Here is a 14,385-nt window from a genome sequence, read left to right on the forward strand (position 1 = left end):
TGAGTATTCTACAACACGTATGCACGCATCGTAATAACTTCGTAATGGCTCCACAACTAAGTGGAACTTGTTACATTTCTCCGCCTTGGAGCGAACACCAAGCACCTTGGGCATCCGTGGTGAGAATCACCGGACCGTCATTGGTAATGGCGACGGTGTTCTCGTAGTGCGCGGCGGGCAGGTGGTCGTTGGTCGTAACAATCCAACCGTCGGAGCCCGTGCTCACATGGTTGGAACCCATCGTAACCATCGGCTCGATGGCAATGACCATGCCGGCCTGGAGGCGAACGCCCCTCCCCTTCTTTCCATAGTTAGGAACGTTGGGGTCCTCGTGCATCACGCGGCCAATGCCATGGCCAACATAGTCACGAAGAACGCCATAGCCGTGAGACTCGGCGAGAGACTGAACGGCATAACCAACATCCCCGATATGGTTACCGGGGACAGCCTGCTCGATGGCAGCCTTAAGGCAATCGCGCGTAACCTCGCACAGGGCCTTGGCCTCGGGCGTTGGGGTGCCAACGAAAAACGTCCAAGCGTTATCGCCGACCCAACCGTCGACAACGGCTCCCGTATCGATGGAAATGATATCGCCATCGCGCAGGATCATGTCGGGGTTGGGAATACCGTGGACCACGGCATCGTTGATCGATGCGCAAATGGTTCCCGGGAACCCGCCGTAACCCTTAAAGGCCGGGGTGCCGCCATGCATGCGGATAATCTGCTCCGCGAGCTGATCGAGCTCAAAAGTCGAAACGCCAGGGCGCACCATGGCTCCAACGTGGCGGAGCGCCATCTTAGATAGCGCTCCTGCCTTCTTCATCTGCTCGATTTGCGTTGCAGACTTAATCTTGATCATAGACCGAGAGCCTCTTTGACATCCCCGTACACGGTCTCGCGAGCCTGGTCACCGTTGACCGACTTGAGCAGACCCTGGCCACGATAGTAGTCGACGAGCGGGCTCGTGGACTTCTCGTAGACGTCGAGACGGTTCTTGATGGTCTCGGGCTTGTCGTCGTCGCGCTGATACATCTCGCCGGCACACTTGGGGCAGGTAGCATCGGCAGCGGTGCCGGTGTAACCGCAGGCGCGGCAGGTGCGACGCGAAGACAGACGATCGATGATGACCTCGGGGGCCACGTCGACCAGAAGGGCGCAGTCGATCTCGCGACCCATGGCGGAGAGCTCGGAATCGAGCGTCACAGCCTGGGCGGTGTTGCGCGGGAAGCCATCGAGGATGAAGCCCTGCTGGGCGTCATCGGCGGCAAGGCGCTCCTTGACAAGGTCGATCACGAGCTGGTTGGGAACGAGCTCGCCAGCGTCCATGTACTTCTTAGCCTGAATACCAAGCTCGGTGCCACCCTTGACGGCAGCACGCAGCAGGTCGCCCGTGGAAATGTGAGCGACGCCAAACTCGGCGACGAGCTCCTGTGCGACGGTGCCCTTACCGGCACCCGGAGCTCCGAGCAATACGAGGTTCATGAGCAATCCTCCTCTAGCCTATTTAAAGAATCCATCGTAATCATACATCTTGATCTGGCCTTCGAGCTTATCGACCGTGTCGAGCACGACGCCGACCATGATGAGGATGGACGTGCCGCCAAATGCCTGGATCAGATGGTTACCCGTGAAGGAGAAGATGATCGAAGGCACGATGGCGATGAGCGCCAAAAAGACAGCGCTGGGAAGCGTAATCTTGTTGAGCGCGTTCTTGATGTAGGCCGCGGTAGCCCTACCCGGACGCACGCCCGGAATAAAGCCGCCCTGCTTCTTAAGGTTATCGGCCGTGTCATCGGGGTTGAACACCATGGAGGTGTAGAAGTACGCGAAGAACACGATGAGGACAACGTTAAGCACCCAGTTGAGCCAACCGGTCGAAAGCGCAGAGGCAACTGCCTGAATCCAGCCGATGCCGGGGAAGAACACGGCAATCTGAGCCGGGAAGTACAGCAGCGCCGAAGCGAAGATGATCGGCACGACGCCCGCGGTGTTGACCTTGATGGGCAGGTAGGTGGTCTGTCCACCCATCATGCGACGGCCCACGACGCGCTTGGCGTAGGAGACCGGAATGCGGCGCTGGCCGCGCTCAAGGAAAACGATCAGCGGGATAACCAGCAGGATGATGGCGCAGATGATCACCATGGTGATGATGCCACCGGCATTGCCCTCGGTGCTGGAGAAGATAGCCTGCGGCAGACCGGCCATGATGTTCGCAAAGATGATCAGCGACATGCCATTGCCGATACCGCGCTGGGTGATGAGCTCACCAATCCACATGATCAGCATGGCGCCCGCGGTGAGCGTACCGACGATCATGAAGTCAAAGATGATCTCGGGAGCGCCGGCGCCATTAAAGCTGATGCCGAAGCTCTTAAAGAGGAAGAGGTAACCCACGGAGTTGAGGATTGCCAGAGCCAGGGTGAGGTAACGCGAATACTGCGTAATCTTGGTCTGACCAACCTCGCCCTCGCGGGCAAGCTCATGCAGGGAAGGCACGACGGCCTGGAGCATCTGGAGGATGATCGAGCTGGTGATGTAAGGCATGATGCCCAGCGAAAACACCGACACATAGCTCAACGCGCCGCCAGAGAAAAGATTCAGGAGGGCCATAGCACCTGCGGCGACCGAATTGTTATCGGTCGAGAAAAGGCCCAGCATCCCCTGGAAGGGAATGCCGGGCACAGGAACGTGCGCACCAAAGCGGTACACGACGAGCATAGCTATGGTAAAAAGAATCTTTTCGCGCAATTCTTTGATGCGGAAAGCATTCTTAAGACCATTTAGCACGGCAGCTCGACCTTTCCGCCGGCGGCCTCGATCTTGGCCTGCGCAGAAGCGCTGACCTTGTCGACCTTGACCGTGAACTTCTTGGTGAGCTCACCATTGCCGAGCACCTTGACGGGCTCGAACTCGCTCTTGGTGATGCGAGCGGCCTTAAGAGCGGCACCGTCGATCACAGCGCCATCCTCGAACTTACGCTCGAGACGCTCAACGTTAACAGCGGTGTACTCGATACGACGGGGGTTGCGGAAGCCCGGAAGCTTGGGCAGGCGCATAGCCAGCGGAGTCTGGCCACCCTCGAAGCCGGCACCCTTGGTGCCGCCAGAGCGGGAACCCTGGCCCTTCTGACCGCGGCCAGAAGTGGTGCCGTGACCCGAAGAATTGCCACGGCCGACGCGCTTGCGGTTCTTGGTGGAACCGGGCGCGGGAGTAAGATCGTGAAGCTGCATTTGCTACTCCTCTACAATCTCGACAAGGTGCTTGACCTTGAAGATCATGCCGCGGACGGACTCGTTGTCAGCAATCTCGCGAACCTCGCGGATCCTGTGGAGACCGAGGGCACGGACAGTACGGACCTGGTCCTGCTTGCAACCGTTGGTGCTGCGGACCTGCTTGATCTTGATGGTGTCAGCCATGCTTAGTTCTCCTTACCGACGAACATCTCGGAGACCGTCAGGCCACGGCGAGCCGCGACGTCCTCAGGGCTGGAGAGCTCCTTGAGGCCCTCGACGGCAGCCTTGATGATGTTGAGGCCGTTGTCGGTACCGAGGGACTTGGACAGGACGTTCTTGATGCCAGCAAGCTCAAAGAGGGGACGCACAGCGCCGCCGGCGATAACGCCGGTACCCTCGACAGCGGGCTTGATGATGATGCGGCCGGCACCAAAGTGGCCGAGAACCTCGTGCGGGATGGTGCCCTGCTCGGTCACCGGCACGTGGAACATGTTCTTCTTGGCATCGAGAGACGCCTTGGAGATGGCCAGGGGCACCTCAGCGGACTTGCCCATGCCAACGCCGACGTTACCCTTGCCGTCGCCAACGACGACGAGAGCGACGAGGCTCATGCGACGACCACCCTTGACGGTCTTCGACACGCGGTTGATGTAAACGACGCGCTCCTCGAACTCGGAGGCCTCGCGCTGCTGCTTCTGATTACGAGCCATGTGCTACATACCTCCTAGAACTCGAGACCGGCGGCACGAGCACCGTCGGCGAGGGCCTTGACGCGGCCATGGTAGATACGGCCACCACGATCGAAGGCGACCTTGGTGATGCCGGCCTCGATGGCGCGCTTGCCAACGAGCTGACCGACCTTCTCCGCAGCCTCCTTGTTCGAGGTGTGGGTGCCCTTGAACTCGGCCTCGAGGGTCGAGGCAGAGACGAGCGTCAGGCTGGAGCCCTTGCTGTCGTCGATGATCTGGGCATAGATGTTGGCGTTAGTACGGGTCACGCGAAGACGCGGACGCTCGGCGGTACCCGAGACCTTGCCGCGAACACGACGCTGACGACGCTTGAGGCCTTCCAGCTTCGCCTTATGCTTGTTCATACGTAAACTCCTAAAAAGGTTGATCTTGCCAGCACCTGACGGGGTGCTGGTCTTATGCGAGTGAGTCGGTTACGACTACTTGGCGGCCTTACCCAGCTTGCGGCGGATGTGCTCGCCAACGTAGTGGATACCCTTGCCCTTGTAAGGCTCGGGAGGACGATGACCGCGGATCTCAGCGGCGATCTGACCGACCTGCTGCTTGTTGATACCCTTGACGTTCACGTGGGTGTTGTCGGGAACCTCGAAGGTGATGCCCTCGGGAGCCTCGACGATCACGGGGTGCGAGAAGCCCAGGGAGAACTCGAGGTTCTTGCCCTTCTGCTGCACGCGGTAACCGACGCCGGCGAGCTCGAGCTTCTTCTCGAAGCCCTCGGAAACGCCGACAACCATGTTGTGGATGAGGGCGCGGGTGAGGCCGTGGCGGGCACGGGTCTCACGCTCGTCGTCGGGACGGGAAACGGTGAGGACGTTGTCCTCGACGTTGATAGCGAGCTTCTCAAAGACATCGAGCTCGAGCTGGCCCTTGGGGCCCTTGACGACAACGTTGTTGCCGTTGACTGCCACTTCGACTCCGGCGGGAATCTGGACAGGCTTATTACCGATACGAGACACGGTGATCTCCTTTCCTTCTACCTACCGAGCGAATTACCAGACGTAAGCAATGATCTCGCCGCCGACGTTGTGCTTGCGAGCATCGCGGTCGGTCATGACGCCATGGCTGGTGGAAATAATGGCGGTACCAAGGCCACCGCGGACGCGGGGCATGTCGGCAACGCCGGTGTACTTACGCAGGCCCGGCTTGGAAATGCGGCGGATGCCGTTGATGACCTTAGCCTTCTTGGGACCATACTTAAGCGTGATGTGCAGAGTCTTCTGGGGAACGGTGTCCTCGACATCGTAGCCCTCGATGTAGCCCTCCTCGTGCAGAACACGAGCGATCTCGACGAGCTTCTTGCTGCTCGGCATGGAGACCGTGGCCTTGTTCACAGAGTTAGCGTTACGGATGCGCGTAAGCATATCTGCGATCGGGTCTGTAAGGTTCATACAGATTCTCCTTCGTTCTTGATGAACACGTGCTCTTGGTTCTTCGCCGCCCTTAACGGCAAAGCCTTTTTAGCGCGTTTTCCCTGTTCCAAACTGATGCTTGAAACGCTGGTAGTGACTTACCAGCTGGCCTTCTTAACGCCGGGAAGCTCGCCCTTGAGTGCAAGCTCGCGGAAGCAGACACGGCACAGGCCGAACTTGCGGTACACAGAGTGCGGACGGCCGCAGCGCTGGCAGCGCGTGTACTCACGAGTAGAGAACTTCTGCTTGCGATTGCACTTGACGATCATCGATGTCTTAGCCACTTATATCCTCCTCACATAGAGTATTGTTCGCCCCAAGCGCCGCCCCCTTGTGGGAACGGCGCTTATAGGGCAGGTGAACCTATTTCTTGAACGGGAAACCGAAGGCGTCCAGAAGGGCCTTGGCCTCCTCATCGGTGTTGGCGGTGGTCACGAAAGTGATGTCCATACCACGCTGGTGATCGACGGAGTCGAAGTCGATCTCGGGGAAGATGAGCTGCTCGGTGACGCCCATGGAGAAGTTACCACGGCCGTCGAAGCTCTTGGCGGAGATGCCGCGGAAGTCGCGGATACGGGGGATCGCGACGGAGGTCAGACGATCGAAGAACTCCCACATACGGTCGCCACGCAGGGTAACCTTGCAGCCGATCGGCATACCAGCGCGCAGGCGGAAGGTAGCGATGGACTTGCGGGCACGGGTGATCATCGGCTGCTGGCCGGTGATGGCGCGCAGGTCGCGCACGGCACCGTCGATGGCCTTGGAATCGGTAGCGGCCTCGCCGACACCCATGTTCACGACGATCTTCTCAAACTTGGGGATCATCATGACGTTCTCGTACTGGAACTTGTCCTGAAGCTGCTGCTTGACCTCGTTGTTGTACTTGGTCTTCAGACGCGGCACATACTTCTCTTCTGCCATTGTTCACTCCTTCTTGGGGTTTTAAGCACGGGGCGTGGCCACGATGGGTTGTCCTCGTGCCTCCTGGCTGCATCCGCGCCGCTCATGGCATTTTGCGGTTTGGACTCGACGCAGCAGGAGCCGACAAAACAATCGGTACTATACGCGCATCGGGAGCGTATTTCCAGAAAAACCTCGTCTGCCTGCACAACTCCACAACTCCCCCGCACAAATGCGTCCGCATGCGACGGAGGAAAACGGATCCCTTGGCAGTTGCGGTGAAATAGGGACTGTTTGACGGCTTAACTGGCTTAAACAGTCCGTATTCCACCGCAACTCATATATGGGGATGCGATTAGCGCTTGCGGGGGACGAGCTTGGTGCGGCGCAGGTGGATCATCTCGGCGGCGATGGAGATAGCGATCTCCTCGGGGTCCTCGGCCTCGATGGAAACGCCGATCGGCAGGTGCAGCTCGTCGATCTGCTCCTGCGTAAAGCCCTCCTGCTCCAGGCGGGCGCGCACAAAGGCCGTCTTGCGGCGCGAACCCAAGCAGCCCAGATAGGCGGGTTTGGCGCGCACGGCCTGAATCACCACGTCGATATCGGACTTGTGACCCGCCGTGGCGACGACCACCAGGTCGCGCGGGCCGATGGGGCACTGCTTGCTCAGGTTCTTGTAGTCGACCAGACGACGGTCGTAGACACCTGGCACCCATTCGGGGGTCAGCGTGCCGGGGCGGTCGTCGCAAGCCACGACGGCAAAGCCCGCCGCCGTGAGCACCCGCGCCGTCGCAGCACCCACGTGGCCGCAGCCAAAGATATAGGTCAGGCCCTCGGGGCAGAGCGTCTCGATGTGCGCCGTGGGAATCTCGGAGGCGGCGTTGGTGTAGGTGACCTTACTCCCCTCCTCCACCAGCGAAAGCCCGGGGCAGCCCGCAATGGTGCGGCGCGATTCCTCGCCATGGTACTCGGCCACATCGCCCTCGAGCACGCTCGCGATAAACGGCTCAAAGTCGATGACGAAGTCGCCGATGCGCCGATAGGCCAAGATGTCGGCAACCGACTGGAACAACGGCGCCTGCGATACATCCAGGCGCAGATAGCACAGGCAGATGGCTCCGCCGCAGATCATGCCGGTATCGGAGTTCTCGCCGCCCATGGTGTAGCGGACCAGACGCGACTGTCCCGCGCTCAGGAGCTCGCGCGCCTCATCCAGCGCAAAGAGCTCAATCTTGCCGCCGCCGATAGTGCCCGCCTGGCTGCCATCGGCAAAGACGGCCATCCAGGCGCCCACACCGCGCGGGGACGACCCCGCCGTACCGGCCACGACCACCAGCTCGCACGTCTCGCCAGCACGCAGGGCGGCAAGCGCCGCATTCACAACATCGAGCTTTTCCATTGCCGCCTTCTATCCTCTAAAGACATCGGTGAGCATAGCGAGTGCCTCGAGCACGCCGCCGCCGACCGACGTCGCCTTGTCCGAAATATAGTTGATGTAGCTGGCGTCGCCGCGCGGATCGACATCGGCGCATTTAAAGCCCTCAGTCACCTGCACGCCGTTCGCCAAAAGCCCGCGCAGACAGCCATCGATCTGCGTGCACATGGGCGTATCGCCCGCGTAGCCAATCACGTCTCCGGCGCTCACGATGTCGCCGATTGCGCGGTCGGACCGAAACACGCCGGCGGCGGGGCTGTGGATAACACGTTCCTTGCCATAGCCGGCGATAATGCCCGGCACGCCCGTGTTGGGCTGGGGCGAACCTTGGGTAATGACACGGCCGAGAAAATGCCCGCGCATGGTCTCGACCACGGCGTCGCAGTCAACCGGCGCGGTAAAGCCCGGCCCCACAGCGATGACGGCGGGCGCCATGTCGCGCGTGGTGCCCAAGTTGCGCTTAGCCAAAATCGCGTCGACCACAGCCGCGGGTTTCAGCTCGCCGAGCATCTTGGCCTGAGGGTCCACCACAACGGCGACGTCTCCAGCCTCGGCAATCGCAAGCGCCTCAGCCGGCGTCTGTGCCAAGCGAGCGCGAATGCCTTCGACCTCGACCTCGCCCAGGCGAATGGCCTCGCAAAAACAGATTGTGCGGCGGATGCACGTGGGAACCGCGATATCGGCCATAACGACCGAAACGCCGGCGCGCACCAAGCGAGCGGCGACGCCCGTGGCGATATCGCCGGCGCCGCGAACATAAACGAGCATTCCCGGGGCACCTCCCTGTGCTACGGTTTGAGCAGAGCAAAAGCGGTTCGGCCGCTACTCTGATGATTATTTATTATCACAGTATTATACGGCGGTGAACAGATGGAAACGGTTAGCGGCAATCTTGCCTCCGCGCTCAGGATCGAGTCGGGCATTACCGCGATTATCGGCAGTGGCGGTAAGTCGACCTTGCTAAAGACGCTGGGTCTCGAGCTCATGCGCGCTGGCGGCCGCGTGCTCCTCTGCACCACCACGCACATGTTTCCCGTCGCCGGCGTGCCGTGGGACGGGTCAAACCGTCGCCTGGATGCCGCGCCTTGGAAGCCGGGTGCCGCGCATGCCCCCGGCTGCACCTGCGAGGCCTGCGCGGGCCTTGTGCGCGGAAGCATCTGCCAGGCAGGCGTCTTGGACCCGGAGACAGGCAAGCTCTCCGCCCCCGCTGAGCCGCTCGACCAGCTGGCGCAGCGCTTTGACTATGTGTTGGCCGAGGCAGATGGCAGCAAGCGACTCCCGCTCAAGGCGCATGCCGCCTGGGAGCCGGTAATTCCCGCCGCCACGGCAAACGTTGTCTGGGTCGTCGGCGCCTCAGGGCTGGGCAAGCCCGTCGCCAAGGTTGTCCACCGCCCCGAGCTCTTCTGCGAGCGCTGCGGCTGCGAGCCCACCGACGCTGCCACCCCAGAGCGCGTCGCCATGGTGCTCAATGCCGAGCTGCAGATGCTGAACCTCGACAATGCCCGCATCATGCTCAACCAAGTCGACACGCTTGCCGATCCAACGATGGCAGATTGCTTCGAGGCAGCCCTCGGCCGCCCCCTCATCGCCACCAGCCTCCAGGGGTAGCAAATTTGGGACGGGGCTCTTTTTGCTACCCCGTCCCAAAAAATCATCTCCCAAATTAGCTACCCCGGCGGTCTTCCCGTTAGCGGGGCACGTAGCGGCCGGGTTGGGCTCCGGTGGGCTCGCCGTCGCGCGCAGCCAGCACGCCGTTCACAAACACGGCCTTGGCGCGGCCGTGCGCCTCAAAGCCCTCGAGCGGCGTATAGTCCACAGCCTGATGCTGCGTCGCGGCGCTAATCGTCCAGCGCGCCTTGGGATCCCACACGCACACGTCGGCATCGGAGCCCTCGGCAAGACAGCCCTTGCGCGGATACATGCCAAAGACGCGCGCCGGGTTCTCGCTCATCAAGCGGCACAGATCCTCGGGGCCCAGCTGTCCCTCAAAACTCGTAGCGATCGCGACGGGGCGATGCTCCACACCGGGCCCGCCGTTGGGAATCGCGCGGAAGTCATCGCGCCCGCGGTCCTTTTGCCCGTGCAGGTTAAAGCTGCAGTGGTCGGTCGCAATCGTATCGATCTCGCCGGCCACAAGCGCCTCGCGCAGTGCCGCACGGTCGCCGGCATGGCGCAGCGGCGGGCTCATCACATACTTGGCGCCCGCAAAGCCGTCCTCGCCCTGCTCCAAGTAGCGCGTATCGTCGAGCATCAGATATTGAGGACAGGTCTCGACATAGATGTTCTTCTGCCCGCGCGCTTTGGCAGCGCGAATGGCCTCGAGCCCCAACTTGGTCGAAAGGTGTACCACGTTGACCGGTGCGTCGCCGGCCAGGTGTGCCAGATACAGCAGACGGCTCACGGCCTCGGCCTCGCACACATCCGGACGGCTGAGCGCATGGCCCTCGGGCCCGTGGATACCCTGCTCAAACACGCGCTTCTGCAGCTCATTCACCAGCGTACCGTTCTCGCAATGCACGCACAGTATGCCGCCAATACGCTTGAGTTCCTCCAGCACCTCGAGCGTCTCGGCATCGTCCAGGCGCAGATGATCGTAGGCAAAGTAGGTCTTGAACGACGATACGCCCGCCTCGCGCATGGCCGAGAGGTCGGCGCGGTTGCGCTCGTTCCACTCGGCGAGTGCCATATGAAAGGCGTAGTTGGCCGTGCAGGTTCCGTCGGCGCGGCGATGCCACTCGGCCAAGGCATCGGGCATGGTCACGCCGCGATCGGCCGTCGCGTAGTCCACGATGGTCGTCGTACCGCCGCAGGCAGCCGCACGCGTACCGGTCTCAAAGCTATCGGCCGTCCAATCCATGCCGGTCCAGCACTGCATGTGTGTGTGGCCGTCGATAAAGCCCGGGAACACCCAGCAGCCCGCAGCATCCTCGACGGTATCGCCCTCGGCCGGCTCAATCGCCGCGGCAATCCGCACGATCTTATCGCCATCCATGGCAAGATCGGCGCGGCGAAGCCCCTGGGGCGTCACGAGTGCGCCGTTTTTGATGATGATCATAATTGCTCCTTATTGATTGATGCAGTTGGCCACGCGATCAAAATACGAGCAGGCGGCGATATGCTCCGTTATGCGTCGCTGTCCCTTGACGGTATCGACGTCCCACAGCTCGTAGGCACGCGCCTCGACCAGCACCACGTCGGTACGGTCCTTGAGGATCGAACCGCCGCCGTCCTTACCCTCAAGACACATAAGTGCATCGAACAGTTCCGCCGGAAAGAGCACCGGGCTCGAAGGCTCACCGTTGCACGCAAGACGCACCGGATACTTGCGGCCACGCTCATCAAACGCGCGAACCATGGCCTCAAAAGAATCCGAACTCACGAGCGGCTGGTCGCCCGGCAAAAAGAGGCAACCCTTCCAGCCGCGGCTCGCCCCCCACGAAAGGCCCGCACGGACGCTTTCGCTCCTGAGCTTGCCATCGTGCAGCACGCACGGGCAATGCTTGTCCTCGCAAATCTGGGCGACCTCGGGCCAACGCGTCGAAACCACGACGTCAAAGCCCCGGGGAACCGAATCGATAGTCCGGGCAATCAGCGGCTTGCCATAGATATCGGCAAGCATCTTGTTAGAGCCAAACCGCTTGCCCTCGCCCGAAGCCATAATGACGCAACCGAGTTTCATGGCGATACCTCCCCTGAAACCATCGTACCCATAACTCGCGTCGCGGGGCATCTACATCGAAAGCGCTTATCCCGCACGCCCACGATGCAAAAAGGGGCACCCCGCCGGTTGGCAGAGCGCCCCCTTTACATGGCTTACCTCAGCGCGGCTTTAGGCCTGGAACCAACGGGCGGTGTTGCGCTCGTCGAGGGCCTTGAGGGTAGCGGCGGGATCGGCAACCTTCTGCAGGAACATCATGGCTGCGATGGCGTACGGCTTGTAGCTGGCCTCCTTGTACATGCCCACGCGGTGCATGTCAAAGACGTCGGCGTTGACCTCGCCGTGCTCGCAAGAGACACCAGAGATGTCGGCGGGCAGCGGATGCATAAAGATGGTGTCCTGGCCGTTGGCGGTCTTCTCCATGAGCTCGGTCGTGGAGCACCAATCCTGATGGGTGGCGTTCTGAGCGAGCAGCTCCTTCTCGAGCGCAGCGATGCCGGCGTCGTCGCCCTCGGCGTACAGGTTGGTGCGCTTCTCCATGGCGGCAAACGGAGCCCAGCTCTTGGGGATCACGATGTCGGCGCCCTCGAAGGCCTCAGCCATGGTGTTGACCTGCTTAAAGGTGGTGCCGGACTCGGCGGCATAGCCCTTGGCGCGCTCGACGACCTCGGGCATGAGATCGTAGCCCTCGGGGTGGGCCAGGGTGACGTCCATGCCAAAACGGGGCAGCAGGCTGATCAGCGACTGCGGGCAGGACAGCGGCTTGCCGTAAGAAGGCGAATAGGCCCAGGTGACGGCAACCTTCTTGCCCTTGAGGTTCTCGAGGCCGCCAAACTCGTTGATGAGGTAGAGCATGTCGGCAGAGGACTGCGTGGGGTGGTCGGAATCGGACTGCAGGGAGATGAGCGTGGGACGGTGATCCAGAACGCCGTCCTCGTAGGCCTGCTGGACAGACTCGGAGACCTCGGCCATGTAGGCGTCGCCCTTGCCGATGTACATGTCGTCGCGGATGCCGATGACGTCGGCCATGAAGGAGATCATGGTAGCGGTCTCGCGGACGGTCTCGCCGTGAGCGATCTGGGACTTCTTCTCGTCCAGGTCCTGCAGCTCGAGGCCGAGCAGGTTGGCGGCCTTAGAGAAGGAGAAGCGCGTACGGGTGGAGTTGTCGCGGAACAGGGAGACGGCCAGGCCCGAGTCGAAGATCTTGGACGAAACGTTGTTCTCACGCAGCTCGCGCAGGGCGTCGGCAACGATGTAGAGAGCCTTGAGCTCATCGGTGGTCTTATCCCAGGTGTGCAGGAAGTCGCTGCCGTACATGCCCTTAAAATCGAGGCCGTTCAGCTGCTCGACGAGCTCGGTAAACTTGGCGTCCATGTAAATATCCTTTCCATAGATGAAACGATCGCAATGAGTAGATGTGCTCCGGCATGCGCGTGTGGCTAGAACATGCAGAGCGCTATGACGAGGACCCGCTACCGTTGAGGAAGCATGGGAGATAACGACCGCGGGCCCCAAGTCAACAGGGGGTGCCGGGGACACGAGCGGCCCCCGGCTCAACAAGATCAAGGAATGGGACTAGTCGATCTTGTTGTTGGTCAGACCGGCGCGGAACACGGTAGCGTCGCCATCGGCCTGGCTCGGATCGTAGAGGTTCAGGGCAGCCACATACATGGCGGCAGCGGTGACCAGGTCGTCCTTGTAGGTGACCTCGTTGGGAGCGTGAGCCTGAGACTCGGCACCCGGGCCAAAGCCGACGCAGGGGATGCCATAGCGGCCCTGGATGGAAACGCAGTTTGTGGAGAAGGTCCACTTGTCGCACAGCGGACGACCGGTGCGCTTGTCCATGCTGGGCTCGCAGCCGATGCGCTCGTCACCGAACATGGCCTTGTGGGCGTCGACGAGGGCCTTGACGTGCGGAGCGGTCTCCTTGTTGATCCACGTGGGGAAGTAAGCCTCGGTCTCGTAGACCTCGCCGGTCCAGGACGGACGGTCGTACATGTACATGGAGACCTTCACGTCGTCGCCGTACTTCTTGGCGGCCGGCAGGTTGCGGATCTCGTCCAGGCAGGACTCCCAGGTCTCGCCGGCGGTCATGCGACGGTCGATGGAGATGGCGCAAGAGTCAGCGACAGCGCAGCGGCTGGGGCTGGTGTAGAAGATCTGGCTGACGGTGCAGGTGCCGCGGCCCAGGAAGCGGGCGTCCTCAAAGTGCTCGGGGTTGTACTTGGGGTCGAGCATCTTGACGAGGCCCTTGATGTCGGTCGACTCGTCGCAGCCGTTGTTGTTGAGGGCGCGGACGTCGGCGATGATGTCGGCCATCTTGTAGATGGCGTTGTCGCCGCGGTCGGGAGCGGAACCGTGGCAGGAGGTGCCGTGAACGTCGACGCGGATCTCCATGCGGCCGCGGTGACCGCGATAGATGCCGCCGTCGGTGGGCTCAGTGGAAATGACGAACTCGGGCTTAATGCCGTCCTTGTTGTAGATGTACTGCCAGCACATGCCGTCGCAGTCCTCTTCCTGGACGGTGCCGACGACCATGATCTTGTAGCCCTCGGGGATGAGGCCCATGTCCTTCATCATCTTGGCAGCGTAGGTAGCAGAAGCCATGCCGCCCTCCTGGTCGGAGCCGCCGCGGCCGTAGATGATCTCGTCGGTCTCGTAGCCCTCATAGGGATCGGCATCCCAGTTCTCGATGTTGCCGATGCCGACGGTGTCGATGTGAGAGTCGATGGCGATGATCTTGTCGCCCTCGCCCATAAAGCCCATGACGTTGCCCAGGCCGTCGACCTTGACCTCGTCATAGCCAAGGCTCTCCATCTCGGCCTTGATGCAAGCGACAACCTCGCCCTCCTCGCAAGACTCAGAGGGGTGAGAGATCATGGCGCGCAGGAAGCGAGTCATATCAGCACGATGAGACTCCGCAGCAGCCTTGATAGCGTCGAAATCGAGTTCTTTAGTCATTGTTCATAACCTTTCAAACGAAGGAATCTACCTGTGAGGT

18 protein-coding genes are annotated in these 14,385 nt (G+C 61.3%); 1 reads left to right on the forward strand and 17 read right to left on the reverse strand.

The window, feature by feature from the left end:
• Window positions 1-70: 70 nt before the first annotated feature.
• The 13 genes from map to yqeB all read right to left on the reverse strand — a co-directional run bounded on the left by map (window position 71) and on the right by yqeB (window position 8,494).
• Window positions 71-859 (reverse strand): type I methionyl aminopeptidase, encoded by a 789-nt coding sequence (map, locus tag DWV43_RS05870; protein ID WP_006235270.1) that lies wholly within the window; start codon window positions 857-859, stop codon window positions 71-73.
• Window positions 856-1,482, reverse strand: a complete 627-nt coding sequence (locus tag DWV43_RS05875; protein ID WP_117817320.1) for an adenylate kinase — start codon at window positions 1,480-1,482, stop codon at window positions 856-858. Before DWV43_RS05875 ends, map begins: the two co-directional genes overlap by 4 nt.
• Before the next feature lie 18 nt (window positions 1,483-1,500).
• A complete protein-coding gene (gene secY / locus DWV43_RS05880; RefSeq protein ID WP_117817321.1) occupies window positions 1,501-2,787 on the reverse strand; it encodes a preprotein translocase subunit SecY in 1,287 nt (428 codons plus the stop codon).
• A complete protein-coding gene (gene rplO / locus DWV43_RS05885) occupies window positions 2,781-3,230 on the reverse strand; it encodes a 50S ribosomal protein L15 (protein WP_006235267.1) in 450 nt (149 codons plus the stop codon). The genes secY and rplO overlap by 7 nt, the downstream gene beginning before the upstream one ends.
• A gap of 3 nt (window positions 3,231-3,233) precedes the next feature.
• Window positions 3,234-3,416: a 50S ribosomal protein L30 gene (gene rpmD, locus DWV43_RS05890; protein WP_006235266.1), complete on the reverse strand. Its 183-nt coding sequence runs from the start codon at window positions 3,414-3,416 to the stop codon at window positions 3,234-3,236.
• A gap of 2 nt (window positions 3,417-3,418) precedes the next feature.
• A complete protein-coding gene (rpsE, locus tag DWV43_RS05895; RefSeq protein WP_055252236.1) occupies window positions 3,419-3,943 on the reverse strand; it encodes a 30S ribosomal protein S5 in 525 nt (174 codons plus the stop codon).
• A gap of 14 nt (window positions 3,944-3,957) precedes the next feature.
• Window positions 3,958-4,326 carry a 50S ribosomal protein L18 gene (gene rplR / locus DWV43_RS05900; RefSeq protein ID WP_055252235.1) on the reverse strand — a complete coding sequence of 123 codons (369 nt, stop codon included), beginning with the start codon at window positions 4,324-4,326 and terminating at the stop codon, window positions 3,958-3,960.
• A gap of 75 nt (window positions 4,327-4,401) precedes the next feature.
• Window positions 4,402-4,938 (reverse strand): 50S ribosomal protein L6, encoded by a 537-nt coding sequence (gene rplF, locus DWV43_RS05905; RefSeq protein WP_006235263.1) that lies wholly within the window; start codon window positions 4,936-4,938, stop codon window positions 4,402-4,404.
• Window positions 4,939-4,971: 33 nt separating this feature from the next.
• On the reverse strand, window positions 4,972-5,370 hold the full coding sequence (gene rpsH, locus DWV43_RS05910) for a 30S ribosomal protein S8 (RefSeq protein WP_006235262.1): 399 nt from the start codon (window positions 5,368-5,370) through the stop codon (window positions 4,972-4,974).
• 119 nt (window positions 5,371-5,489) lie between these two features.
• Window positions 5,490-5,675 carry a type Z 30S ribosomal protein S14 gene (locus tag DWV43_RS05915; RefSeq protein WP_022094280.1) on the reverse strand — a complete coding sequence of 62 codons (186 nt, stop codon included), beginning with the start codon at window positions 5,673-5,675 and terminating at the stop codon, window positions 5,490-5,492.
• 79 nt (window positions 5,676-5,754) lie between these two features.
• Window positions 5,755-6,312 (reverse strand): 50S ribosomal protein L5, encoded by a 558-nt coding sequence (gene rplE, locus DWV43_RS05920; RefSeq protein WP_006235260.1) that lies wholly within the window; start codon window positions 6,310-6,312, stop codon window positions 5,755-5,757.
• A gap of 334 nt (window positions 6,313-6,646) precedes the next feature.
• On the reverse strand, window positions 6,647-7,690 hold the full coding sequence (locus DWV43_RS05925; RefSeq protein WP_117817322.1) for an XdhC family protein: 1,044 nt from the start codon (window positions 7,688-7,690) through the stop codon (window positions 6,647-6,649).
• Between the two features lie 9 nt (window positions 7,691-7,699).
• Entirely contained in the window at window positions 7,700-8,494 is a 795-nt protein-coding gene (yqeB, locus tag DWV43_RS05930; protein ID WP_117817323.1) for a selenium-dependent molybdenum cofactor biosynthesis protein YqeB, read from the reverse strand.
• Between the two features lie 102 nt (window positions 8,495-8,596).
• Between yqeB and yqeC the strand changes: the two genes are divergently transcribed.
• The gene (gene yqeC / locus DWV43_RS05935) at window positions 8,597-9,334 is read left to right on the forward strand and encodes a selenium cofactor biosynthesis protein YqeC (protein ID WP_117817324.1); all 738 of its coding nucleotides are present in this window, start codon (window positions 8,597-8,599) and stop codon (window positions 9,332-9,334) included.
• Window positions 9,335-9,413: 79 nt separating this feature from the next.
• Here yqeC and hydA read toward each other — a convergent pair whose 3' ends face one another.
• The 4 genes from hydA to DWV43_RS05955 form a co-directional block, all read right to left on the reverse strand.
• The gene (gene hydA, locus DWV43_RS05940) at window positions 9,414-10,781 is read right to left on the reverse strand and encodes a dihydropyrimidinase (RefSeq protein WP_117806137.1); all 1,368 of its coding nucleotides are present in this window, start codon (window positions 10,779-10,781) and stop codon (window positions 9,414-9,416) included.
• Between the two features lie 9 nt (window positions 10,782-10,790).
• Window positions 10,791-11,405: a nucleotidyltransferase family protein gene (locus DWV43_RS05945; protein ID WP_158564926.1), complete on the reverse strand. Its 615-nt coding sequence runs from the start codon at window positions 11,403-11,405 to the stop codon at window positions 10,791-10,793.
• A 150-nt stretch (window positions 11,406-11,555) separates the two neighbouring features.
• Window positions 11,556-12,758: a knotted carbamoyltransferase YgeW gene (gene ygeW, locus DWV43_RS05950; RefSeq protein WP_055252229.1), complete on the reverse strand. Its 1,203-nt coding sequence runs from the start codon at window positions 12,756-12,758 to the stop codon at window positions 11,556-11,558.
• Between the two features lie 201 nt (window positions 12,759-12,959).
• A complete protein-coding gene (locus tag DWV43_RS05955) occupies window positions 12,960-14,345 on the reverse strand; it encodes a YgeY family selenium metabolism-linked hydrolase (RefSeq protein WP_099432046.1) in 1,386 nt (461 codons plus the stop codon).
• Between the last annotated feature and the right edge of the window lie 40 nt (window positions 14,346-14,385).

This window comes from Collinsella sp. AF05-9, from assembly GCF_003465595.1.
In the GTDB taxonomy this organism is placed as follows: Bacteria; Actinomycetota; Coriobacteriia; order Coriobacteriales; family Coriobacteriaceae; genus Collinsella.